Annotated in this window: 19 protein-coding genes and 3 pseudogenes; 14 read left to right on the forward strand and 8 right to left on the reverse strand. The window is 66.4% G+C overall.

What is annotated here, in order from left to right; genetic code table 11:
- The first annotated feature begins 270 nt into the window (after nt 1–270).
- The gene (locus tag PA01_03280) at nt 271–3,063 is read left to right on the forward strand and encodes an AMP-binding protein (GenBank protein ID KON80781.1); all 2,793 of its coding nucleotides are present in this window, start codon (nt 271–273) and stop codon (nt 3,061–3,063) included.
- A 42-nt stretch (nt 3,064–3,105) separates the two neighbouring features.
- Here PA01_03280 and PA01_03285 read toward each other — a convergent pair whose 3' ends face one another.
- From PA01_03285 to PA01_03305, 5 genes are all read right to left on the reverse strand, one after another.
- Nucleotides 3,106–4,557, reverse strand: a complete 1,452-nt coding sequence (locus tag PA01_03285; protein ID KON80782.2) for an NCS1 family nucleobase:cation symporter-1 — start codon at nt 4,555–4,557, stop codon at nt 3,106–3,108.
- A gap of 66 nt (nt 4,558–4,623) precedes the next feature.
- Entirely contained in the window at nt 4,624–5,559 is a 936-nt protein-coding gene (gene puuE, locus PA01_03290; GenBank protein ID KON80783.1) for an allantoinase PuuE, read from the reverse strand.
- 204 nt (nt 5,560–5,763) lie between these two features.
- The gene (locus PA01_03295; GenBank protein KON82275.2) at nt 5,764–7,167 is read right to left on the reverse strand and encodes an NCS1 family transporter; all 1,404 of its coding nucleotides are present in this window, start codon (nt 7,165–7,167) and stop codon (nt 5,764–5,766) included.
- 104 nt (nt 7,168–7,271) lie between these two features.
- Complete coding sequence (locus tag PA01_03300; GenBank protein KON80784.1) at nt 7,272–8,003, reverse strand: aspartate/glutamate racemase family protein; 732 nt, start codon at nt 8,001–8,003, stop codon at nt 7,272–7,274.
- Nucleotides 8,004–8,046: 43 nt separating this feature from the next.
- A complete protein-coding gene (locus tag PA01_03305) occupies nt 8,047–8,802 on the reverse strand; it encodes a GntR family transcriptional regulator (GenBank protein KON80785.1) in 756 nt (251 codons plus the stop codon).
- A gap of 415 nt (nt 8,803–9,217) precedes the next feature.
- On the opposite strand from PA01_03305, the gene alc reads away from it, so the two are divergent.
- The 4 genes and pseudogenes from alc to PA01_03325 all read left to right on the forward strand — a co-directional run bounded on the left by alc (nt 9,218) and on the right by PA01_03325 (nt 12,197).
- Nucleotides 9,218–10,255 carry an allantoicase gene (gene alc, locus PA01_03310; protein KON80786.1) on the forward strand — a complete coding sequence of 346 codons (1,038 nt, stop codon included), beginning with the start codon at nt 9,218–9,220 and terminating at the stop codon, nt 10,253–10,255.
- Nucleotides 10,252–10,788 (forward strand): ureidoglycolate lyase, encoded by a 537-nt coding sequence (locus PA01_03315; GenBank protein ID KON80787.1) that lies wholly within the window; start codon nt 10,252–10,254, stop codon nt 10,786–10,788. The genes alc and PA01_03315 overlap by 4 nt, the downstream gene beginning before the upstream one ends.
- Before the next feature lie 118 nt (nt 10,789–10,906).
- Nucleotides 10,907–11,252, forward strand: a pseudogene (locus tag PA01_03320) (AmiS/UreI family transporter).
- A 177-nt stretch (nt 11,253–11,429) separates the two neighbouring features.
- Nucleotides 11,430–12,197, forward strand: coding sequence for a thiamine pyrophosphate-binding protein (locus PA01_03325; protein KAI5913023.1), 768 nt, complete (start codon nt 11,430–11,432; stop codon nt 12,195–12,197).
- A 354-nt stretch (nt 12,198–12,551) separates the two neighbouring features.
- Here the strand turns inward: PA01_03325 and PA01_03330 are convergent, their stop codons facing one another.
- Nucleotides 12,552–13,718, reverse strand: a complete 1,167-nt coding sequence (locus PA01_03330) for an IS91 family transposase (GenBank protein ID KON80788.1) — start codon at nt 13,716–13,718, stop codon at nt 12,552–12,554.
- 7 nt (nt 13,719–13,725) lie between these two features.
- Complete coding sequence (locus tag PA01_03335; protein KON80789.1) at nt 13,726–14,601, reverse strand: site-specific integrase; 876 nt, start codon at nt 14,599–14,601, stop codon at nt 13,726–13,728.
- Nucleotides 14,602–14,740: 139 nt separating this feature from the next.
- Here PA01_03335 and PA01_03340 point away from each other — a divergent pair, with 139 nt between their 5' ends.
- From PA01_03340 to PA01_03380, 9 genes and pseudogenes are all read left to right on the forward strand, one after another.
- Nucleotides 14,741–15,748, forward strand: coding sequence for a thiamine pyrophosphate-dependent enzyme (locus tag PA01_03340; GenBank protein ID KAI5913109.1), 1,008 nt, complete (start codon nt 14,741–14,743; stop codon nt 15,746–15,748).
- Nucleotides 15,749–15,891: 143 nt separating this feature from the next.
- Nucleotides 15,892–16,671: a hydroxypyruvate isomerase gene (gene hyi / locus PA01_03345; protein KON80790.1), complete on the forward strand. Its 780-nt coding sequence runs from the start codon at nt 15,892–15,894 to the stop codon at nt 16,669–16,671.
- 57 nt (nt 16,672–16,728) lie between these two features.
- Complete coding sequence (locus PA01_03350) at nt 16,729–17,613, forward strand: 2-hydroxy-3-oxopropionate reductase (GenBank protein KON80791.1); 885 nt, start codon at nt 16,729–16,731, stop codon at nt 17,611–17,613.
- A gap of 38 nt (nt 17,614–17,651) precedes the next feature.
- Nucleotides 17,652–18,914 carry a glycerate kinase gene (locus PA01_03355; protein KON80792.1) on the forward strand — a complete coding sequence of 421 codons (1,263 nt, stop codon included), beginning with the start codon at nt 17,652–17,654 and terminating at the stop codon, nt 18,912–18,914.
- Nucleotides 18,915–18,975: 61 nt separating this feature from the next.
- Entirely contained in the window at nt 18,976–19,380 is a 405-nt protein-coding gene (locus PA01_03360) for a heme-binding protein (protein KON80793.1), read from the forward strand.
- A gap of 20 nt (nt 19,381–19,400) precedes the next feature.
- Nucleotides 19,401–20,150: pseudogene (locus tag PA01_03365) on the forward strand (pyruvate kinase).
- Between the two features lie 227 nt (nt 20,151–20,377).
- Nucleotides 20,378–21,904, forward strand: coding sequence for an IS21 family transposase (istA, locus tag PA01_03370; protein ID KON80794.1), 1,527 nt, complete (start codon nt 20,378–20,380; stop codon nt 21,902–21,904).
- A gap of 41 nt (nt 21,905–21,945) precedes the next feature.
- Nucleotides 21,946–22,734, forward strand: a complete 789-nt coding sequence (gene istB, locus PA01_03375; protein KON80795.1) for an IS21-like element helper ATPase IstB — start codon at nt 21,946–21,948, stop codon at nt 22,732–22,734.
- Between the two features lie 84 nt (nt 22,735–22,818).
- Nucleotides 22,819–23,487 (forward strand): annotated as a pseudogene (locus tag PA01_03380) (pyruvate kinase).
- A 219-nt stretch (nt 23,488–23,706) separates the two neighbouring features.
- Here the strand turns inward: PA01_03380 and PA01_03385 are convergent.
- A complete protein-coding gene (locus PA01_03385) occupies nt 23,707–24,615 on the reverse strand; it encodes a LysR substrate-binding domain-containing protein (GenBank protein KON80796.1) in 909 nt (302 codons plus the stop codon).
- Nucleotides 24,616–24,814 lie beyond the last annotated feature (199 nt).

Consider the following 24,814-nt stretch of genomic DNA (forward strand, 5'->3'; position numbering starts at 1 on the left):
TCACCGCCCGTTCAGTTACGCGGCAAGGCGGTGACGGCGAACGTCCTCGGGCTCGCCTCACGCGGTCGCACGCAATGGGCCGGCGGCCGTGTTCCGGCTGATCGGTCGGGTGCCGCCCGGCGACACTCGCGCCGCTGGCAAGCACCGGCCAAAACGTGAGAAAGTCTGCATCCGCCGCCGCTCAAACGGAACCACGCCCTGCTTCCGAACCCGGCAAGGCGAGAGCGGTCCAGCAACAAACGGCGGCAGGCCAACACGCAGGACTTCAGCATGAATCGACTCTCGGCAGCGACCGGTGACGCAGAAGTGCTACAGATCGTGCGCGTGCTCGTCGCCGAGCTTCGCCCGGGACAGCGGCTGACGCCGGAGCTCGACAGCCATCTCGAGCGGGATCTGGGGCTCGACAGTCTTGCACGCGTCGAGTTGCTCGCGCGCCTCGAGCATGCGGCCGGCGTCCGCCTGCCGGCCGGCACGCTCGCCGCGGCCGAGACTCCGCGCCAGCTGCTCGCAGCGCTGCGCGCCGCCCATCCCGAGCTTGCCGCACAGCAGACCGATATCGTTGTGCCGGAAACGCGCGGCGAGACGATCGAAACCCCCGCGCACGCCGACACGCTGCTCGAGGTGCTGGAGTGGCACGCTGCGCGCTCGCCCCGGCACGTGCACATTCGCCTGCTGCGCGACGACGTCGAGATCGCGACGCTGACGCACGACGAGTTGCTGCAAGGCGCGCGCCGCATTGCCGCCGGCCTGCAGCAGCGGGGACTTGCGCGCGGCGAAGCCGTCGCGATCATGCTGCCGACGGCGCTCGAGTTCTTCACGAGCTTTTTCGGCGCCTTGCTGGCCGGAGGCGTGCCCGTGCCGATGTATCCGCCGACGCGCCCGTCACAGCTCGAAGATCATCTGCGCCGCCAGGCCGGCATTCTCGACAGCTGCGAAGCGCCGGTGCTGGTCACGGACGCGGACGTGCGCACCGTCGCGCGTCTGCTCGCGACGCAGTCGCCAAGTCTGAAGCAGGTCGCAACGGTGCAGGAACTGGCAGCGACTGCCGGCAGCAGCACGTCAACCACGGTGGGGGCGGCCGACCTTGCCCTGCTTCAGTACACCTCGGGCAGCACCGGCAACCCCAAAGGTGTCATGCTCAGCCACGCCAACCTGCTCGCGAACATCCGGGCGTGGAGCCGCACGATCGGGATGAACGCCGACGATGTCACGGTGAGCTGGCTGCCGCTGTATCACGACATGGGTCTGATCGCGGCCTGGCTCGGCAGCCTGTACAACGGCTCCGCGCTGGTGCTGATGTCGCCGCTGGATTTCCTGTCACGGCCGGCGCGCTGGCTGTGGACGATCCACCGTTATCGCGGCAGTCTCTCGGCAGGGCCGAATTTCGCCTACGAGCTCGTACTGAAGCATGTCGACGATGCGCAGCTCGCGGGGCTGGACCTGTCGTGCTGGCGAGTTGCCGTCAATGGAGCCGAGCCCGTCAGTCCGGACACGATCGAGCGCTTCAGCGAGCGCTTCGCGCGCTACGGTCTGCGCCGCGAGACCGTGATGCCGTCGTACGGGCTCGCCGAGAACGCCGTCGGGCTGGCAGTTCCCCTCCCCGGGCGGGAGGCACGGATCGACCGCATCGCGCGCGAGCCGTTTTTCCGCGACCGCCAGGCGCGCTCGATACCGGCGAATGACCCGACCGCGATTCGCTTCGTCGGCTGCGGGCAGCCGCTGCCCGGGCATGAACTGCGCGTGACGGATCCGGCCGGTGGCGAACTGCCGGAGCGCCGCGTCGGCCGCATCGAGTTCCGCGGCCCGTCGGCCACGTCCGGCTATCTGCGCAATCCCGAGGAAACCCGCAAGCTGAGGCACGGAACCTGGCTCGACACTGGCGACCTCGGCTACGTCGCCGACGGCGAGCTCTTCGTCACCGGCCGCGTCAAGGACATGATCATCCGCGGCGGGCGGAACCTCTATCCGTACGAACTCGAGGATGCGATCGGTGCGCTGCCGGGCGTGCGCAGGGGCTGCGTCGCGGTGTTCGGCGCTTCCGACCCCACCACGGCGAGCGAACGACTCGTCGCCGTCGTCGAAACGAGGGCGACGCACGACGACGAGCGCCGTAGCTTGCAGCACACGATCGAAGGCCTCGCCGTCGAGCTGCTCGGCGTGCCGCTCGACGAAGTCGTGCTGGCGCCGCCGCACAGCGTGCTGAAAACATCAAGCGGAAAGATCCGCCGTGTCGCGACGCGCGACCTGTACGTCAGCGGGGCGCTGGGCCGGCAGCGCAGCGTACGCATGCAGTTGCTGCGTCTCGCGGCGTCGGCGCTCGTGGAGCGCGCTTCACGAGCGCTGTCTCGCGGCGCGGCGTTGCTGTGGGCGGGCTGGGCGTGGATCGCTCTCGTGCTGCTTGCGGTGCCGGTCTGGCTGGCGGTCGCGGCGCTGCGCCGCCCTGCTGCGGGCTGGCGCATCGGAAGCCACGCGGCGCGGCTGCTCGCGCGGCTGGTCGGCATCCGCCTCGAGGTCCGCGGCCGGGAAAATCTCCCGGCGCGTGCTCCCTGCATCGTCGTCGCGAACCACGCGAGCTATCTCGACGGCCTGATCGCCGTCGCCGCGCTCCCGCGATCTTTCGCGTTCGTCGCGAAGCGCGAACTGCAGGACAGCCCGATCGCCTATCGCTTCCTGCAGGGCCTCGGCGCCGAGTTCGTCGAGCGCTTCGCAGTGCAGGACAGCGTCGACGCCGCCCACCGCCTTGCCGGACGGGCGCGCGAAGGGACAGCGCTGTTCTACTTCGCCGAAGGCACTTTCGTCGGACAGCCCGGGCTGCGCGAATTTCGCCTCGGTGCCTTCCTCGCCGCGTGCGACGCCCGCCTGCCCGTGGTGCCGGTAACCCTTCGCGGCACACGCACCGTGTTGCCCGACGCGACGTGGCGCCCTCGCCGTGCCGCGATCACCGTATCGATCGCCCCTCCGATCCTGCCGCAGGGCTCGGACTGGAGCGCGGCACTCGCGCTGCGCGACGCGACGCGCGCAACGATCCTCGCCGAGTGCGGCGAACCCGACGCGACTGCGTAAAAGCCTGTCAGGCAGGGCGGCGGGATGCGGGGATGTGCCGAATCAGGCCGGCACCAGCTCCACACGACGGCGTGACATCAGCCCCAGGTGCAGCACCCCGCCGAACAGCGCACCGAACATCCACGCAAAGCCGGCAAAAGCGGACAACGCCGGCACCCACACCGACATCACCGAGAACACCGAGGCCACCGAGAACGCCGCCAGCGCGCGCTTGTTCCAGCCGTGGTCGAAGTAGTACGTCGAACCGGGCTCCGCCGAGAACAGGTCCTGCACGTCGAGCTTTTGCTTGCGCACGAGGTAGTAGTCGGCGACGACGATGCCGTACAGCGGGGCCAGCACTGCGCCCAGGGTATCGACGAAGCCGGCGATGCCGATGTTGCTGATCAGCGAGACCCACAGCCCGCCGATGAAAAACGCCACGACCGCGGTGATGATGCCGCCGGTGCGCGCGCTGATCTTCGCCGGCGCGAGGTTCGCGAGGCCGAACGCGGCCGGGATGAAGTTCGCCACGAGGTTGATCCCGACGGTCGCGGCGAAGAAGGTCAGCGCGGCGATGACGGTCAACGCGAGGTTGTCGACCTTGGCGACCATGTCGGCCGGATTGGTGACGATCTCGCCGAACAGCACCGCGGTTCCGGCGGTGATGAACAGCGCGAGGAAGGAGAAGAAAGCGAGGCTCACCGGCAGGCCGAGGAAGTTGCCCCACTTCATCTGCTTCTCGCTTTTCACGTAGCGCGAGAAATCACCGTAGTTGATCACCACCGCGGCGAAGTACGCGACCATCGTGCCGACCACCGCGACGAAGGCCGCCACCTGCCCGCCCGGATGCTCGCCCTGGCCGTCGAAGATGTTGCCGAGCTCGGCCACGAGGCCACCGCCGGCCTTGTACCAGATCACCCCGAGCAGCGCGATCATCACGAGATAGACCAGCGGCCCGGCCCAGTTCAGGAAGTTCGTGATCCAGTCGATGCCGCGCATGAAGAGCGCCAGCTGGAACACGCACACGACCGCATAGGAGAACCAGCCGACCGCATCCATGCCGAGTAAAGTCGGCCCGCCCGGATGGCCGAGCAGCGCATTGAAGAGCAGCGCGAGCGCGGTCGAAGCGAAGTAGGTCTGCACGCCGTACCAGAAGATCGCGACGATGCCGCGGATCAGCGCGGGGAAGTTCGCACCGCGCACGCCGAGGCTCGCACGGGCGATCACCGGATAGGGGATGCCGTACTTCACACCGGGCTTGCCGGTGAGGTTCACGAGCACATTGACGATCACGCCCGCGAGAATGATGCCCGCGAACACTGCCCAGCCGTTCAGGCCGTAGGAGATGAACAGCGTCGCCGCGAGCGTGTAGCCGAACAGGCTCTGGATGTCGTTCGACCATACGTTGAAGATCTCAAACCAGCCCCACTTGCGCTTTTCGGGTGCCAGCGGCGCGAGATCCTCGTTGTAGAGCGTCGGGTCGATCCTGTGGATTTCCAGATCGATTTTTTCCATGCTTGTCTCCATGGCCGTCCGGCCTTCTGTTTTGATGTATGACGACCGCGCGCTGGCCGTCGTGAATCAGGCTTCGGGCCTGTAAGGGTGGTGCTCGATCCAGTGGCGGGCGATGTCGGCGCGACGGCACACCCACACCCGGTCGTGCTTCTGGATGTGGTCGAGGAAGCGCTGCAGCGCGCGGAAGCGCCCCGGGCGGCCGAGCAGCCGGCAGTGCATGCCGATGCTCATCATCGCCGGGCGCTCGTCGCCTTCGGCGTACATCACGTCGAACGCGTCCTTCAGGTATTCGAAGAACTCGTCGCCGTGCGAGAAGCCCTGCGGCAGCGCGAAGCGCATGTCGTTGGTATCGAGCGTGTAAGGCACGACAAGGTGCGGCACGCTTTCCCCGTCGGTCTTCTGCACTGCGGTCCAGAACGGCAGGTCGTCGCCGTAGTAGTCCGAGTCGTACAGGAAGCCACCGTAGTCGGCGACGAGGCGCCGCGTGTTCGGCGAATCGCGCCCCGTGTACCAGCCGAGTGCGCGCTCGCCGGTGAGGCGCTCGATGATCTCCATGCCGACGCGCATGTGCTCGCGCTCGGTCGCCTCATCCACGTTCTGATAGTGGATCCAGCGCCAGCCGTGGCACGCGATTTCGTGGCCGAGTTCGCGGAACGCCGCAGTCACCTCGGGATGGCGTGCGAGCGCCATCGATACGCCGAAGATCGTCATCGGCAGCCCGCGTCGCTCGAACTCGCGCAGGAAACGCCACACCCCGACGCGCGAACCGTACTCGTACACGCCTTCCATCGACAGGTGGCGGTCCGGGATGGCCGGCGGATTGAACAGCTCCGACAGGAACTGCTCGCTGCCCGCGTCGCCGTGCAGCACGCAGTTCTCGCCGCCCTCCTCGTAGTTCAGCACGAACTGCACCGCGACACGCGCGCGGCCGGGCCAGTTCGCATACGGGGGATTGCGACCGTAGCCGACCAGATCGCGGGGGTAGTGGGATTCGATTTTCATGATCCAGACCTTAGCTGTCGTTGTTCAGCAACGCGGATGGCGCCTGCTCCGCGCATCCGCGCTGCTTCAGCGACGATTGACCCAGCAACTGATCCCGTTCGGGCTGAGCCCTTCGGCCTCGCTCAGGACAGGCCTGTCGAAACCCTGCCTTTCGACAGGCTCAGGGCGAACGGCTGTATTGGATCGCCGCACGAATGGGGAAAATCAGTTCTCGCAGAAGCGCCGGCAGGCACCCCAGTGCTTCATCAGCAGGTAATACGTGAGGCCTGCCGGGATCAGGCTGGCGTACCACGACACCGTCGAGAATGTGAGCGCGACGCCGGCGCCGACCAGCGAGGCGACGATGCCCGCGTAGTTCACGCCGCGGTACGGCCCCTCCTCGTCATACAGCTTGTCGAGGTTCAGCGTGCGGCGGCGCACGATGTAGTAATCGACCACCAGCACCGCGAAGATCGGGCCGAGGAAAGCCGAGTAGGTCTGCACGAAGACCTGCAGGCCGGCGGCCGACTCGTCCTTGACGAGTTCCCACGGGAAAGTGCCGAACGCGAGCAGACCGACGATGATTGCCGCAGTGCGGAAGGAGATCTTGAAGACATCCATCAGCACGTAGGTCGGCGGCACGACGTTGTTGAGCACGTTGGTCGTGACCTGCGCAAAAGTGATGAACAGCAGCGTCGCGATCAGCAGCGGCTTGTTGTCGACCGCGCTGGAGAAAACCTGGATCGGATCGGCCACGCCGGTCGCGCCCGACACCATCAGGCCGATGAGCCCCATGAACAGCGTGCAGGGCAGGATCGACATCGCGTAGATCGTGGTCAGCGGGCCGCGCTTGACGCCCTTCTCCAGTTCGCGCGCGTAATCGCTGACGTTGAGCATCATCGTGCTGTAGATGCCGAGGAACAGCATCGTCGCACCCCAGAACGGCAGGCCCCAGGTGCCTTCGATGTTGACGAGGCGCTCGGAGATCACGTCGCCGTACTTGTCGATGACGCTGATGAACATGTAGGTCAGCGACACCAGGATGAAGCCGCTGCCGATGTTCTCCAGCCACTTGATGCCCTGGAAGCCGAGCACCGACAACGCGATCTGCAGCAGCTGGAACACGACGAACCAGAACACCAGGTTGTCGAAGCCGAACATCGACACCGACACCGCGTTCAGCGCCCCCGCGCCGACCCAGCTCTGGAAGCCGTACCACACGATCGCCGGCACCGCGCGCACGAGCCCGGGAAACTTCGTGCCGGCGAAGCCGAACGCGCTGCGCGCCTGCACGACGAAGGGGATGCCGTACTTGTAGCCGGCCGCACCATTCACCGCCAGCGCAATGCCGATGACGAAGCAGCCGATCGCGATCGCCAGCGTTGCCTGCAGCAGGTTCAGGGTGCCGACGACGCTGGATCCCATCGCAAAAGTGCCGATCGACACGCAGCCGCCGAACCAGGCCAGCAGATACGACCACTTGCCCATGATGCGAGTCTGCTGCGGCGCCAGCGACTCCTCGCCGAGCGCTTTGTGCTGTCCCGCATGCTCCGCGCCTTCCGCCGTCACGGCCGCGACCGCGTCCGCCTGCCAGCCGGCCAGGCCGACATCCTGATTCACCGTTGCCATTGTCTCGCTCCTAGTTATATGGGCGCAGCTGTCGCGCCGCGCTCCGTGCTGCCCTGGTGTCGTTGTTCGGCCCCTTTCTCGTGGGAGCCTTCAATGCTGCGCGCTCAGGCACTGAGGTATTCGAACTGTCCGGTGAAGCGCTTCGCGCGCGGAAAGGCGAGGTCGCCATGCTTGCTGGTGCCGAGCTTCAGGCTGGCGAGGGCCTCGACAAGCTTCACCGCAGCGGTGACGCCTTCGACGATCGGCAGCCCCACCGCCGCGCCGATCTCCTCGGTCAGGTCGGCCATGCCGCCGCAGCCCAGCACGATCGCGCCGATGCCGTCCTCGTCCCGCGCGCGGCGGCATTCCTCCACGATCCGCGACACCGCGCAGGCGCCGTCGTCCTCGAGGTCGAGCACCGGAACCTCGGCCGCACGCACGCGCCGGCAGTGGTGCGCGAACCCGTAGGACTGCAGCAGGTGCTCGGCGATGATGCAGGTGCGCCCGAGCGTCGTGACCACCGAAAAGCGCGTGCTGATCATCGTCGCCAGATGAAACGCGGCTTCGGCGATCCCGATCACCGGCTTGGCCGTCACTTCGCGCGCCGCGAGCAGGCCCGGGTCGCCGAAGCACGCGATGATGTAAGCGTCCGCGGCCTCGCGCTCGCCCTTGCGGATTTCCTCGATGACGCCGACCGCGCTGATCGCCTCGTCGAAGTGACTCTCGATCGACACCGGCCCGCTCGCCGGATTGGTGGCCGTGATGAGCGTGCCGGGCGCGGCGACACGACGCGCGGCCTCGCCGATCTTCGCGGTCATGCTCGCGGTGGTGTTGGGGTTGATGACTCGAATCTGCATCGCCTGCTCCTCGCTGCTGGTGTGGGAACTGCCCCGCGGGGGCTTATCGTTCGCGCCGCTGGCGTTGCGCCACGGCGTCGAGAATCTTGCGCAGGTCCGGCTCGTCGGGCGCCTCCTCGACGAGGACGACCGTGCGCTCGACGTCGCGCAGGTGCCGGTCCATCCATTGCTGTGCCGCCGGCGCATCGCCCGCGGCGATCAGCTCCAGCACGTCATCGTGCTCGGAGTGCCGGCAGCTGCCGGCCATCGGTGCGCCGTAGGTCGCGATCACCAGCGACGAACGGGACACCAGCCGCGCGAGGAAGTCAGCGATCGCCTCGTTCTCGGCCACTTTCGCGAGTTCGACGTGGAACTCGCCGGACAGGAAAATCGCCTCGCGCCGGTCGCCTCGCGCCTCGGCTGCGTGTTCGCGCTGGACGATCGCGCCCAGCCCCGCGATGCGCTCGGGCGTGGCTTTCGCAACGACCTGGGGCATCACGCCGCATTCGACGATGCGCCGCGCCGCGAACACGTCGCGCGCCTCCTTGACGGTCGGCTGGGCTACGGTCGCGCCGCGATTGAGCCGAATATCGACCAGCCGCTCATACGAGAGGCGCTGCAGCACCTTGCGGATGCTCGTACGACTCACGCCGAAAGCCTCGGCCAAGGTGTCTTCCGGCAGCTTGGTGCCGGGGGCGAGATGATTCTCGACGATCGCCGCATACAGGTTGCGATAGATGGCTTCGTCGCGACCATTGCCCGAGACTCCTTCCTCGCCGCGTGCTGTTCCGAGATCGATCGCCGACCGTTTCTTACTCATCTGCTGCGCTCCATAGTCAAATGCGAGAGGACAAGCCCGAACATTTGGCGACATTTGTCGATACGAGTGTAGAAGCTGTTTGTATCCAATTCAAGATATTTTTGTGTTCATTCATATTTTTTCTGGTGCTCAGCGCTTCGCGGTTACTGCACGCAGTCGCAATCCCGCCGCGCCTGAGCAAGGCCACGCATCCGACGCTACCGGGGTCGATGCCCTGCTCGCCCCCAAAACGCGTTCCGGCGACTTCGTGTTGCATTGCAGCGTGCAACGGGACAATCGAAGGAAAAGTTGACTTTTGTTTTTGTGTACACTTTTATAGTGTTATGCGTACACATAATCGCCTTGCGATCAAAAACGCAGCCCCGAAACGCAGCGATCGAACCCGACCCGCAGAAAAATCCACAGGAGAAGTTTCATGAGTAGTCATAACACCGGCAGCATCCGGATCGCCGAGCCTGCCGCGCTGCCCGATTGGGCGACCCGCTCGGTCGACCTCGCCAACCCGAGGATCGGTGGCGCCGCACTGTATGCCTCCGACGACTTCTTCGCCGACGTCTCGCGCATGCTCGATCCCGACCCCGCCCAGTTCATCCCCGGCAAGTTCGACGACAACGGCAAGTGGATGGACGGCTGGGAGACGCGCCGCAAGCGCACTACCGGTCACGACTGGTGCTTCGTCAAACTGGGCCGCAAGGGCACGATCCGCGGCTTCGACGTCGACACCAGCCACTTCACCGGAAACTACGCTCCCGCCGTTTCGATCGAGGCGACCGTCTCGGATACCGACGACGTCGCCGCGCTGAAGGATGCGAAATGGGTCGAGGTCCTGCCTTCGACCTCGCTGTCCGGAAACAGCCATCACCTGCTGCGCGCGAACTCGGACAAAGCCTTCACGCATCTGCGGGTGAATATTTACCCGGACGGAGGCATCGCGCGCCTGCGCGTCTATGGCCAGCCGGTGGGCGTATTCGACGGGCGCGGCGATGAGCTCGTCGACCTCGTCGCGCTGGAAAACGGTGGCCGCCCGGTCGCATGGAACGACGCGCACTTCGGCTCGGCCGCGAACCTGATCCTGCCCGGGCGCGGCATCAACATGGGCGACGGATGGGAAACTCGACGCCGCCGCGAGCCCGGCAGCGACTGGTGCATCCTGCAGCTCGGCGGCGCCGGCACGATCGAGAAGATCGAAGTCGACACCGCCCACTTCAAGGGCAACTACCCCGACCGCTGCTCGATCCAGGCTGCATTCGTGGAAGGCGGCACTGACCAGTCGGTGATCACGCAGAGCATGTTCTGGCCGGTGCTGCTGCCCGAGCAGAAGCTCACGATGGACGCGATCCACACTTTCACCGAACAGATTGCGAAACTCGGCCCCGTCACGCACGTGCGCCTGAACATCATCCCGGACGGCGGCGTCTCACGCCTGCGCCTGTGGGGCAAAGTGCAAGGATGAGCACCCAGGCCGCAGCAGCGGCGACCCCGTCCTCGCCGAGGACGATCGTCGCCGAGCCGCTGACGCGCGAAGCGTTTGCGCCTTTCGGCGACGTCATCGAAGCCGGCGACGCGGTACGCCACTTCCCGATCAACGGCGGCAACACGATGCGTTATCACGATCTCGCGAAGATCGAGCCGGGTGCGGACGGGCACGCGATCCTGTCGATCTTCCGCGGCCAGCCCCGCGCGCTGCCGTTCGCAGTGCAGATGATGGAGCGCCATCCGCTCGGCAGTCAGGCTTTCGTGCCGATGTCGGGACGTCCGTATCTCGTCGTCGTCGCCGCAGCCGGCCAAGCGCCGAGCGCCCAATCCCTGCGCGTCTTCAGGGCGCGCGGCGACCAGGGCGTCAATTACGCGCGCGGCGTGTGGCACCACCCGCTGCTCGCGCTCGACGCGGTGTCCGACTTCATCGTCATCGACCGCGCCGGGCCCGGTGACAACTGCGACGAGGTCGCGCTCGCCGATACCGTCCTGATCGACCTTCCCCGCTGATCCCCAGGTCCGGCCCGCGGGCCGGACATCGCGCGCACAACCGGACAATCACCCTTCCATGCTTACCGGCCTCGCCCTGTTCTACGTCGGCGCCGTCCTCATCCTCAACGGGCTGTGGATGCTCGGACGAATCAGCGACCGCGAGATTGCGCTGATCAACTTCTTCACCGGTGGCGTCACGCTGCTCGTCTCGCTCAAGCTCGCGCGGACTGGGCTGGTTCAGCCTGTTCGTCGCAGTCACCGCAGTCCCCGTCGCCATCGACACGATCTCCGCCGCCCGAACGGGCACCGAACTGTGGATGGGCGTCTCGTGGGCCGCGTGGGTCGTTTTGTGGCTGCTGTTCTTCCTGCTGCTCGCCCTGCAGAAGCCGCTATCGCGCGTCACCGCCTGGACGTCGATCGTCCAGGGAATCTTCACCGGCTGGGTGCCGGGCTACCTGCTACTGACCGGGCTCACGCGCTGAGCTCTTGCCGGAACGCGATGGACCGGGTGCATCCCGATCGGCGGCAGCCTGAGCGCAGTCGATACATTGAGTATCGACAGAAAGGATCGCGGTGGCCATTCAAGCCGTTCGAATTGTTCCCTATCCTGCACTCATACCCATCGACGGCACACGCCGATCAGAGCCCAGGAGGAGAACATGGCCCGCATGAGAGCAGTCGACGCCGCTGCCGCGGTGCTGCGCAAGGAAGGCATCAGCACCTTGTTCGGCATCCCCGGCGCAGCGATCAATCCGCTGTATTCCGCGCTGCGCAGGGACGGCAGCTTCAGGCATTACCTCGCTCGCCACGTCGAAGGCGCTTCGCACATGGCCGAGGGCTACACCCGCACCAAGGCCGGCAACATCGGCGTGTGCATCGGCACTTCGGGGCCGGCGGGCACCGACATGATCACCGGCCTGTACTCGGCGTCGGCGGATTCGATACCCATCCTCTGCATCACCGGTCAGGCGCCGCGCGCCCGCCTGCACAAGGAGGACTTCCAGGCGGTCGATATCGAGACGATCGCGAAGCCGGTGACGAAGTGGGCCGTGACGGTGCGCGAACCGGCGCTGGTGCCGCGCGTGTTCCAGCAAGCGTTCCACGTCATGCGCTCGGGCCGCCCCGGCCCGGTGCTGATCGACCTGCCCTTCGACGTGCAGATGGGCGAGATCGAATTCGACGAGGACACCTACGCGCCGCTGCCCACGTACAAGCCCGCCGCGACGCGCGCGCAGGCCACCATGGCGATCGCGATGATGAACGCTGCCGAGCGTCCGCTGATCGTCTCCGGCGGCGGCGTGATCAACGCCCACGCGGCCGCCCGGCTGCAGGAATTCGCCGAAATCATCGGTGTGCCGGTGATCCCGACGCTGATGGGCTGGGGTTCGATTCCCGACGACCATCCGCTGATGGCCGGAATGGTTTAGGTTTGTTTGACGTCTGCCCTCCACGTGACGAGGCTGGATGACGCGAGAGCGCCTGCGGGCAGACGTTGAATAAACCTCCAGGGACGAAACCGCGGAATGCTGCCGCGCGGTTTGGGCAGGGCGCGACCTATGGGGATTTGAAGTCAGTCGCTGTTCCCGGGATGACCGATGATTGGCGCATCGAACCGTCGGCGACGCGCAGCTCGGCACCGAGGGCGGTCATTGGCGCCACGATCGCGCGTGCCGGAAGCGGCGAATGCTGGCGATACGGCATCGAGCAACAGCCGGCCGCTGTCGGCGCCGGGAATTCGGGTGCCGATGCTGTCGTGTGACGAGAGAACTGCAGGCGGTGGATCATGGTGGAGCGCGAATCGGCTGTCGACGCATAAGGATCTCGACGACCAGCATGGCGGCGCCGCAGCAGCGACAGACGAAGGTCGGCGGTGGCGTGACGGCGCTTTCGTTGTCGACCGGTTCGGGTCGAGGCACATCGAGCAAGGTACGCGCCCTCGCCAGATTCTGCAGTCGCCCGGCATTGGCCAGCAGTCCGTAGTGACGGATGCGGTGGAAACCCGTTGGCAACACATGCAGCAGGAAGCGCCGCATGAACTCATCGGCGGCGAGCGTCATCGTCTTGTGGCGGGTACGCCCCTTGGCGCGGTAGTCCTTCCAGCGGAAGGACACGCCGTGCTCATCCATCGCCACCAATCGGCGGTTCGAGATGGCCACCCGGTGGGTGTAGCGGGAGAGATAGGCCAATACGGCCTCGGGACCGGCGAACGGACGCTTGGCATACACCACCCACTCGCACCTGCGCAGCGGCACCAACCACTGGCCGAACGCGCCGGCATCGGCCAGGGGCTCGTGCTCGCCGAAGAATTGCAGCTGGCCGGCGCGATAGAGCTTCTCGAGTTCCTCGATGAAGCGCCGACGGAACAGACGCGACAGCACGCGCACCGGCAGGAAGAACCCGCGCCGGCAAGCGACCCAGCGTTTGCCGTCTGGAGAAATTCCACCGCCGGGGACGATGCCATGCACGTGGGGATGATGCGTCAATGCCGAACCCCAGGTGTGCAGGACCAGGGTGGCGCCGATCTGGGCGCCGAGGTGTTTCGGATCGGCGGCGATGGTCGTCAGCGTTTCCGCTGCGACGTCGAACAACAGCCGGTAGATCACCGCCTTGTTGGTGTAGGCGATGGTGCTGATCGGTTCGGGCAGCGTGAAGACGACGTGGTAGTACTCGACGGGCAGCAGATCGGCCTGTCGGGCCTCGAGCCAGCGCTGCGCGGCACGCGCCTGGCACTTGGGGCAATGTCGATTGCGGCAGGAGTTGTAGCTGATCTCCTCATGCCCGCAGGCATTGCAACGCAATGCGTGTCCGCCCAGCGCCGCGGTACGGCACTGTTCGATGGCCGACATGACCTTGAGCTGACCGAGGCTCAGGTGGCCTGACTGCTTTGTTCGCCACGCGGGGCCATGGGTGCGGAAGATGTCGGCGACCTCCAGGGCAGGCCGCCCCATGGCGGCGCTACGGCGAGTTCAGCTTCTCCAACGGGCTGACGATCTCGCGCAGGATGTCGGTGGCGACCTGGGCATACAGGGCGGTGGTTTCCAGCTTCTTGTGCCCGAGCAGGACCTGGATCAGGCGGATGTCGACCTTCTGCTCCAGCAGGTGGGTGGCAAAGGCATGGCGCAGCGAGTGCATCGATACCCGCTTGTCGATGCCGGCTTCGTCGGCGGCTGCGTGGATGGCGCGGTCGAGTTGCCGGGCGCTGAGGTGTCGGACCGGATCCTGACCAGGGAACAGCCAGCCGCCATCGAGCATCTTGCCCTGCGCATGGGCCACTCGCCACCACACGCGCAGCCGTTGCAGCAGCAACGGCGAAAGCATCGCATAGCGATCCTTCTGGCCCTTGCCTTGTTCAACCCGCAGCGTCATGCGCTGGCTGTCGATGTCGGCGACCTTCAGGGACACGACTTCGCTGATGCGCAGGCCCGTCGCATAGGCCAGTGCCAGGGCGGTTTGGTGTTTCAGGTTGCCGGCCGCAGCGATCAGGCGCTTCACCTCGTCCGGACTCAGGATCACCGGCAGCTTGCGCGGCAGATGCACCGGCTGCATCTTGGCCATCAGCTCGGGACGGTCGAGCGTGACGGTGAAGAAGAACTTCAAGCCGCAGATTGCCGCGTTGAGCGACGTGGGCGACGTCCCGTGATCCACCAGGTACAGCTGGTAGTTCCGCAGATCCTCGACGGTCGCGGTATCGGGGGAGCGCCCAAGATACTTCGCGAAGTAGCGTACGGCGCGCACGTACCCTTCCTGGGTTCTGTCGCCCAGTTTGCGCATCCGCATGTCCTCGATCATGCGTTGGCGCAACGGACTGATGCTCGGCTTCTGGGTTTCCATGGCTTGCTCCTGTCGAAAACGAGGCGGATCGCCTCATTTCCAACATGGCAGAGCACTGCCGATGCACACCCGCGACGTCCTGACCATCCGAAGCGGTTCAGCACGCCCTACCGCGCGAGCGGTTTAGTCCAAGGTCGGCCTGCAGACCGCGCATCGCTACGGCAACGCGACGATGCTCGCGGCCGATTTCGTCATGGGCATCGGCAACCGCTGGGCGAACCGGCACACCGGCTCAGTCGAGGTCTATACGCAAGGCCGCAAGTTCGTCCACATCGACATCGAGCCGACGCAGATCGGCCGCGTGTTCGGGCCGGATTACGGCATCGTCTCGGACGCAGGGCTGGCCCTCGATCGCCTGATCGAAGTCGCCGGCGAGATGAAGGCCGAAGGGCGACTCCCTGACCGTCGCCAGTGGCTCGAGGAATGCCAGGGCCGCAAGCGCACGATGCGGCGCAAGACGCACTTCGACGAGGTGCCGATGAAGCCCCAGCGCGTGTATGAGGAGATGAACCGGTCCTTCGGCCGCGACACGTGCTTCGTGACGACGATCGGCCTGTCGCAGATCGCCGCCGCGCAGTTCCTCCACGTGTACAAGGAGCGCCACTGGATCAACTGCGGCCAGGCAGGCCCGCTCGGCTGGACCGTACCCGCCGCGCTCGGCGTCGTCGCCGCGGACCCTGGTCGCCGCGTCGTCGCGATCTCGGGCGATTACGACTTCCAGTTCATGATCGAGGAGCTCGCGGTGGGCGCGCAGTTCAAGCTGCCCTACCTCCACGTCGTCGTGAATAACGCCTACCTCGGCCTGATCCGCCAGTCGCAGCGCGGCTTCGACATGGATTACTGCGTGCAGCTCGCGTTCGAGAACATCAACGCACCGCAGACCGAAGGCTACGGCGTCGATCACATCGGCGTGGTCGAAGGGCTGGGCTGCAAGGCGCTCCGCGTAAGAAAGCCCGAGGAGATCCGGCCCGCGTTCTCGCAGGCCAGGGCGTGGATGGAGGAGTTTCGCGTGCCGGTGGTCGTCGAGATCATCCTCGAGCGCGTCACGAACATCGCGATGGGAACCGAGATCGACGCGATCAATGAATTCGAGCCGCTTGCCGAAAGCACTGCCGACGCGCCGACCGCCGTGGCCCTGCTCGATTAGTCACCCGACAATCGAATCGATCCGTTCGCCCTGAGCTCGTCGAAGGGCACTGGCAGGGATTCGACAGGCCTGTCCCGAGCGAGGCCGACAGGCTCGGCCCGAACGATATTGAAATACCGAGTCGATAAGACAAGGAGCAAGACATGATCAAATTCGCTGCCAACCTGACGATGCTCTTCAACGAGGTGGGCTTCCTCGACCGCTTCGAGGCGGCCGCCAGCGCGGGCTTCAAGGGCGTCGAATACCTCTTCCCCTACGCCTTCCAAAAGGAACAGCTCGCCGAGAAGCTCGACCATTTCGGCCTCACTCAGGTGCTGCACAACCTGCCGGCTGGCGACTGGGAAGCCGGCGAGCGCGGCATCGCCTGCGATCCGGCGCGCGTCGGCGAATTCCAGGACGGCGTGGGCCGCGCGATCGAGTACGCCGGCGTGCTCGGCTGCAGGCAGGTGAATTGCCTCGCCGGCAAGACCCCCGCCGGGGTCGATGCGGGCCGGGTGCGCGAGACCTTCATCGACAACCTGCGCTTTGCAGCCGGACACCTGAAGGCCGCAGGCATCCGCCTGCTCGTCGAGCCGATCAACACTTACGACATCCCCGGCTTCTACCTCAGCCGCACTGCGCAGGCCGCGGAGATTCTCGAAGCGGTCGGTTCGGACAACCTCTTCATCCAGTACGACATCTACCACGCGCAGCGCATGGAAGGCGAACTGGCGAACACGATCGCGCGCCACCTGCCACGGATCGCGCACATCCAGCTCGCCGACAACCCCGGCCGCAACGAACCGGGCACAGGCGAGATCAACTGGCGATTCCTGTTCGACTTCATCGAGCGCAGCGGCTACGACGGCTGGATCGGCTGCGAATACAAGCCTGCCACGACGACGCGCGAAGGGCTCGGCTGGATCGAGGCGCTGACAAGCTGAAGCCTGCGCCGCCAGCCTTCACAGAGACCCCATCACATGCAAAAAAGGAGAAACGACATGGCAAACATCGGATTCATCGGACTCGGCATCATGGGCACTCCGATGGCACAGCACCTCATCGAGGGCGGTCACACGCTGTTCGTCAACACCCGCGGCAAGACGCCGCGTCAGATCGTCGAGGCCGGCGCGACCGTGTGCGAGAGCGCGCGCGAAGTCGCACAGAACTCCGAATTCATCATCCTGATGGTGCCCGACACCCCCAACGTCGAGGAAGCCCTGTTCGGCGCGAACGGCATCGCCGCAGGCCTCAGCGCCGGCAAGATCGTCATCGACATGAGTTCGATCAGCCCGGTGGCGACGAAGCAGTTCGCCCAGCGCATCAACGACCTCGGCTGCGAGTACCTCGACGCGCCCGTTTCGGGCGGCCAGGTCGGCGCGAAGGCCGCGACGCTCTCGATCATGGTCGGCGGCAAGCACTCGACCTTCGAGAAGGCGCTGCCGCTGTTCGAGCTGATGGGCAAGAACGTCACCCTCGTCGGCAAGAACGGCGACGGCCAGACCTGCAAGGTCGCCAACCAGATCGTCGTCGCGCTCAATATCGAAGCGGTCGCTGAGGCGCTTCTCTTCGCCGCAAAGAACGGCGCCAATCCGGCTCGCGTGCGCGAAGCGCTGATGGGCGGCTTCGCGTCCTCGCGCATCCTGGAGGTGCACGGCGAGCGTATGATCAAACGCGCCTTCGATCCGGGCTTCCGCATCGAACTGCACCAGAAGGACCTGAACCTCGCGTTGACCGTCGCGCGCCAGATCGGCATGTCGCTGCCCAACACCGCGACCGCACAGGAACTGTTCAACGCCTGCGCCGCGCACGGCGCTGCCGGCCGCGACCATTCGGCGATGGTGCAGGCGCTGGAGAAGATGGCCAACTTCGAAATCGGTCAGTAAGCCGAGCGCTTCGCAGCAGCGACAACAGGAAGACGAGAATGCCTGCCACTCCCCGCGAAGTCCTGGCGCAGATGTTCACCGCCGCCGTGCAAGCAGCCCAGCCCGAGCGCTGCCTCCCGCGCCACCTCCCGGCACCGCCGAAGGGCCGTACGCTCGTCATCGGCGCCGGCAAGGCCTCGGCTGCGATGGCGCGGGCACTCGAACGCCACTGGCCCGGTGAGCTCTCCGGCGTTGTTGTCACCCGCTACGGCTACGCCGTGCCTTGCGAACGCATCACGATCGTCGAAGCCGCACACCCGGTGCCCGACGCGAAGGGCCTGGAGGCAGCGCGCCGCATGCTGGAAACCGTGAAGGGGCTCAGCGAGGACGACCTCGTGATCTGCCTGATCTCGGGCGGCGGCTCGGCGCTGATGCCGCTGCCGGCCGCAGGGGTCACGCTGGAGGACAAACAGGCGATCAGCCGCGCGCTGCTGGTCTCCGGCGCGACGATCTCGGAAATGAACTGTGTGCGCCGGCACCTCTCGGCGATCAAAGGCGGACGGCTCGCCGCAGCGTGCCATCCGGCGCGCGTCGTCAATTTGCTGATCTCGGACGTACCCGGCGACAACCCGATCGACATCGCCTCCGGCCCCACGGTCGCGGACCCGACGAGCTGCGCCGACGCGTTGGAAATCGTCGCGCGCTACGGCATCGAACTCCCCGCGCGAGCCCGTGCATTACTGGAGAGCGGCGAAGGCGAGTCGGTCAAGCCGGGTGACCCACGTCTGGCGCGGGTAAGCACCGAACTGATCGCCGCGCCCCAGATGGCGCTCGAAGCCGCAGCAAAAGTCGCGGCCGGCGCGGGCTATACGCCGGTGCTGCTTGGCGACCGCATCGAGGGCGAGGCCCGTGACGTCGGCAAGGTCATGGCCGGCGTTGCACTGCAGGTGCGCCGCCACCGCCAGCCGGTTGCGGCGCCCTGCGTGCTGCTGTCCGGCGGGGAGACGACCGTGACCGTGGGCGGCAAAGGACGCGGCGGGCGGAACGTCGAGTTTCTGCTTGCGCTCGCAATTGCGCTCGACTCCGAACCCGACGTGTTCGCGGTTGCGGGCGATACCGACGGCGTAGATGGCCAGGAGGAGATCGCCGGGGCCTTCATCACGCCCGACAGCCTGAAACGGGCCTGGGCAAAAGGCATCCGGCCGCGCGACAGCCTCGCCGACAACGACGCACACGGTTTCTTCGAGGCGCTCGGCGATTCGCTCATGACCGGGCCGACGCTCACCAACGTCAATGACTTTCGCGCCATCCTGGTGCTCTAGGCTCGCCAGGCAGGGCGCCCGCAATCGCATCGAAGAACAGAACGGACATAGGAGAAACCCGATGAAAAACATCAAGGCCTTGACCCTGGACGATGTCAGACGGATTGCGGCGGCGGCCGAGGCGGAGGCGCTGCGTCAAGGCTGGGCCGTCACCATCGCCGTTTGCGACGCCGGCGGCCATGCGATCTGGCTGCAGCGCATGGACGGCGCGCCATTGATGAGTGCCAGCGTTGCCCCCGAAAAAGCCCGCACGTGCGTGATGAGCGGCAAATCCAGCAAGATCTTCGAGGACATGGTGAATAAGGGCCGCTTTGCCGCGCTCTCGATGCCGGTGGTGCCGCTCGAAGGCGGCGAACCCATCATCGTCGACGGCATGGTGATCGGTGCGGTCGGCGTTTCAGGGGTGAAAGCCGGCGAAGATGCGCAGGTCGCGCGCGCCGGCCTTGCGGTGCTGGAGCAGGCATGAACAACAGCAAGGATTTCCCGATGAGACGTCACCGCCAGTCACGCATCCTCGCGACGCTCGGGCCGACGAGTTCCAGCCCGGAGCGCATCCGTGCGCTCGTGGAGGCCGGCGCGGACGTGTTCCGCCTGAACTTCAGCCACTGCAGCCATGCCGACCACGCCGAGCGCCTTCGCACGATCCGCGAAATCGAACGCGAGGTCGGCCGCCCGATCGGCGTGCTGATGGATCTGCAGGGCCCGAAGCTGCGCATTGGCACGATGACCGACGGCAAGGCTCAGCTCGCCACCGGCTCGCGCTTCCGCCTCGACCTCGACCCGGCGCCCGGCGACACGGCGCGCGCGAACCTGCCCCACCCCGAGATCTTCGCCGCCCTCGCATCCGGCACCGAGCTGCTGCTCGACGACGGCAAGCTGCGCCTGCGCGTCGACGCCTTCGGGCCGGGTTTCGCCGACACCACGGTGCTGGTCGGCGGGCCGCTGTCGGACCGCAAGGGCGTCAATGTGCCCGGCGTCGTGCTACCGATCTCGCCGCTCACCGAAAAGGACCGCGCGGACCTCGACTACGGCTTGTCGCTGGGCGTGGATTGGGTGGCCCTCTCTTTCGTGCAGCGTCCCGAAGACATCGGCGAGGCGCGCGAGATCATCGGCGCGCGCGCCTGGATCATGGCCAAACTGGAAAAGCCCGCGGCGATCGAGCGCCTCGACGAGATCGTCGCGCTCGCCGACGGGATCATGGTCGCCCGCGGCGATCTCGGCGTCGAAATGCCGCCACATGTCACCGACCGGCACATAGGAGCCAGTTGATGATCGGCACAATGGAGCCAGCGCGTGATCGGCACATTGAGGCCAGGGCGTGATCGGCACATAGGCGCCAGCGCCGGATCGGCGTAATGGAGCCAGCAAAGTTCTGACGGACGTCTCGACCTTGAGCGGTCCATCGCTACCCTGCCGGGTTTTGGTTTGGCAGGAGGGAGCCGGTGGCCCGCAGGAGCATCGAGATGTACGAGTACCGCCAGGCCCTGATGCGCATGCGCCAGGGCGACTCCGAGCGCGAGATTGCGCGCGCGAAGCTGATGGGACGGGCCAAGGCCGCCCGTTTCCGCGAATTGGCCGCAGCCCGCGGCTGGCTCGATCCGGAGCACCCGGTTCCGGAAGATGCCGAGATCGCCGCGGCGATCGGCCGTCCGCGGCTGCCGGTGACGGCGCAATCATCGATCGCCGCGTTCCGGCCGCTGGTCGAGCAGTGGCTCGCACAGGGCGTCTCCGGCGTGGTGATCCACGCCACCCTTAAACGTGAGCACGGCTTCACCGGGCACTATTCCAGCGTGCGCCGGCTTGTCGCCACGATCGAGCGCGAGCGCCCGCCCGAGGCGACGGTGCGGTTGTCGTTCGCGCCGGGCGAGGCAGCCCAGGTCGATTTCGGCGCCGGCCCGCAGCTCGTCGATCCCGCCTCCGGCGAACTGCGCCGCACATGGGCCTTCGTGATGACGCTGTGTTTCTCGCGGCACCAGTATGTCGAATTCGTGTGGGACCAGAGCGTGCGCACCTGGCTCGGTTGCCACCGACGTGGCTTCGAGTGGTTCGGCGCGGTGCCTGCGCGCCTCATCATCGACAACGCCAAGTGCGCCATCACCAAGGCGTGCGCGCACGACCCCCAAGTGCAACGTGCTTACGCCGAATGCGCCGAAGGCTACGGCTTTCGCATTGACGCCTGTCCGCCCCAGGAGCCGCAGAAGAAGGGCATCGTCGAGGCGGGCGTCAAATACGTCAAAGGCAACTTCCTGCCCACGCGCAGCTTCCGCGATCTGGCCGATCTGAACGCGCAGGCGCGTGACTGGGTGTTGAAGGAAGCCGGGCTGCGCATTCACGGCACGACCCGGATGCAGCCGCTCGCGAGCTTCGCCGTCGAGCGCAGTGTGCTGCGGCCGTTGCCCGCAGTACCGCCGGATCTGGGCACTTGGCATCAGGTGTCGGTGCATCGCGACTGCCACGTCAGCTTCGAGCGCGCGCTGTACTCCGTGCCTTGCGCCTTGGTCGGCAAGAGTTTGTGGTTGCGTGCGACCGACAGCGTGGTCACGGTCTATCAGGACTTCAAACCCGTTGCCACGCATGCCCGCGCTCGTCGTCCCGGCGAGCGGCGCACCGTCACCGATCATCTGCCGCCCTCGGCGCAACGTTTCTTCGCGCACGACCGCAGTTGGTGTCTGCAACAGGCCGCGGAGATCGGAACCGCGTGCGCCCGGCTCATCGGGCGGCTCTTGAGCGACCGCATCAGTGAGCGGCTGCGTGCCGCGCAGGGCGTGCTGCAGTTGAAGGAGCGCTACGGCGCTGCGCGCCTGGAGGCGGCCTGCGAGCGTGCACTCGCCCACGACAGCCCGCATTACCGCACCGTCAAGACCATCCTCGCCGGCGGCCACGACTTGCAGCCGCTCACCCCCGTGAGTACCGAACCCTACGCCGGCCGCGCCCGTTTCGCCCGCGCGACCGCGGCGCTCTTCGCCGACGATCCGACGTCGTTTCACTGACCGGGTGCACCGCGCGCCCCCTTTACCCAAGGAGTCCCACCATGAATCCCGCCACCGAACTGGCACCGCAACTCAAACAACTGCGCCTCTCCGGCATCCTCGATTCGCTCGACGCGCGCAATCGCCAGGCGATCGACGCGAAGCTCGCCTATACGGAATTTCTCGCGCTGCTGATCCAGGACGAGGTCGCGCGGCGCGAGCAGAAGAAGTTCGCCACGCGGCTGCGTCGCGCCGCGTTTCGCGCTACCAAGACGCTCGAAGGCTTCGAGTTCGACCGGCTGCCCTCGACCAACCGCGCGCTGGTGCATGATCTCGCGACCGGGCGCTACATCGACGAGCGCGCCCCGGTGCTCATCGTCGGCCCCTGCGGCACCGGCAAGAGCCATCTCGCGCAGGCGCTCGGGCACTGCGCGGTGCGCCAGGGTCACGACGTCGTCTTCGCGTCCTGCTCGCAGTTGCTCGCGAGCCTCAACGCCGCGCGGGCTACCGGAGCCTATGAACGGAAGCTCCAGCAACTGGCGCGCGTGCCGGTCCTCATCATCGATGACTTCGGGCTGAAACCGCTGCGTTCGCCCGCCGACGAAGACCTGCATGACCTGATCGCCGAACGCTACGAGCAGACCGCCACCGTCGTCACCAGCAACCTCGACTTCACCGAGTGGGACCAGGCCTTCCCGGGTAACCGCCTACTTGCTTCCGCCACCGTCGATCGCCTGCGTCACAACGCCTACTGCCTGACGCTCGACGGAGCCTCTTACCGCACCCCGCGGCAGGGTCCGAACAAGGCCAAAACAGCCCTTGTCGGAACCCCAAAAAACAGCCAATCTTGAACCCCCGCAGACGTTCGTCAGAGCCCCTTCCAGCTGGCTCCTATATGCCGATCATCGGTGGCTCTATTGTGCCGGTCAGTGACACCACAGCAAGTGCCGATGCTGCAAAAGCGCATCGTGCGCGCCGCACGTGCCGCGGGCAGACCGGTGGTCGTCGCCACGCAGATGCTCGAATCGATGATCAACGTGCCGGTACCGACCCGAGCCGAGGCGTCGGATGTCGCCACGGCGATCTACGACGGGGCCGACGCAGTGATGCTGTCGGCCGAGTCCGCGTCCGGCCAATACCCGGTCGAGGCGGTCACGATCATGAATCGCATCATCACCGAAGTCGAGCAGGACCCGTCGTGGCACGCGGCCCTTGAAGCCTCGCACGTCCCGGCCGAGAAGAGCACGCCGGACGCAATCTGCTGCGCGCTGCGTCGCGTCACCGCACTCCTCGCCCCGGCCGCGACCGTGGCTTATTCGAGCAGCGGCTTCAGCTGCCTGCGCGCGAGCCGCGAACGGCCCGCCACGCCCATCCTCGGTCTGACTCCGCATCTCACCACTGCGCGCCGGCTCGCGTTGGTGTGGGGCGTGCACCCGGTACCTTTCGAGAATGTGCACGACGTGACCGAGATGGTTGAGCATGCCCGCACGGCCGTCGTCACCCACGGCTTCGCCGAGCCCGGCGACGACATCGTCGTAGTCGCCGGCTTGCCGTTCGGCCGCAGCGGCAGCACCAACCTGCTCCACATCGCGCGCATCGGCTGATCCCCGGCGCCCGCGCCCTGAGCGACCCGGGCTCCGCGGCATTCTCTGTCCCGCTCTCCTATCCGGCGCGGAACGACCAAGCCGACCCGCGCTCCCCGCGCGGGTTGGCCGGAAAAGGCTTCGCGCTGCACAGGAAGCCGCCGCGCTGCCCTTCGAACGCGAGCAGCGGCCGTCAAGCAAAAGACCCCGCTGCGCGCCGGGCGCCAGCAGCAAGGGGACTCACCCGCCTTCCCAGTAGCCCGACGTGTTGTAGATGCCCTTGAGATAGTCGATGAAGGAGCGGACCTTGGCCGGCAAATAGCGTTGCTGCGGATATACGGCGTTGATGTCGTAAGTCGGCGCGGCGAAGTCGTCGAGGACCGTGACCAGTTCGCCGCGCTTGAGCTCGGCCTGGATTTCCCATGTCGAGCGCCAGCCGATGCCCAGACCCTGCTTGACCCAGCTGTAGAGCAGCTCCCCGTCGTTGCAGTCCAGGTCGCCCTCGACGCGCAGCGCAACGAGCCTGCCACCGCGCATGAAACTCCATCCCCGCTGCTGTCCCCCCTGCAGGTTGAAAGCGAGGCAGTTGTGGCGCGCCAGATCCTCGAGGGTGCGCGGCTCGCCATGACGCTCGCAATAGCCCGGCGTGCCACAGACCACGCGCCGATTCGGGAACAGCTTCACCGCTACATAGTTCGGATCCGTGACCTCGCCGATGCGGATCGCCATGTCATAGCCTTCGCGGACCAGATCGACGACACCGTCGGTGAGATTGAACGAGAGTTTCAGCTCCGGAAAGCGCGCCTTGAAGGCCGGCGCATGCGAGGCAACATGGCGCCGCCCGAAGGCAGCCGGGGCCGATACCACGAGATGACCGCGCACCACATCCCGGCCGGCGCTGACCCCTGCTTCGATCGCGTCGAAATCCCGGATGAGTTGCCGGCACTCCTCGAGGAACTGTTCGCCTGGAGCGGTCAGCGTCAGCCCGCGCGTCGACCGGTGCATCAGCCGCACCGCGAGGCGCCTCTCGAGCGCATCCAGGCGTCGCCCCATGACGACGGGCGTGACCCCTTCGACGAGCGCCGCGGCCGCAAAGCTGCCCTTCTCGGCCACGAGGACGAAGCTGCGGATCTCAGTATAGCGGTCCATGTGTCGATCGAGTCGAACAGCGAAGCTACGGCATTGGTCGGCACTGCGGATTCGGCCACCGCAATTGCCGCACTCTACAGGATATGGGCGAGACCCGAGCCACGAGTACCTCTGCGCAGAGACCACGACTCTTCGACGGGTTGCGGGCAAGCGTGGACCGATTTGGCGCGGGCGTGATCGGTGGTGAACATCCAGTGGA

This window comes from Azoarcus sp. PA01 (assembly GCA_001274695.2).
Lineage (GTDB): Bacteria > Pseudomonadota > Gammaproteobacteria > Burkholderiales > Rhodocyclaceae > Aromatoleum.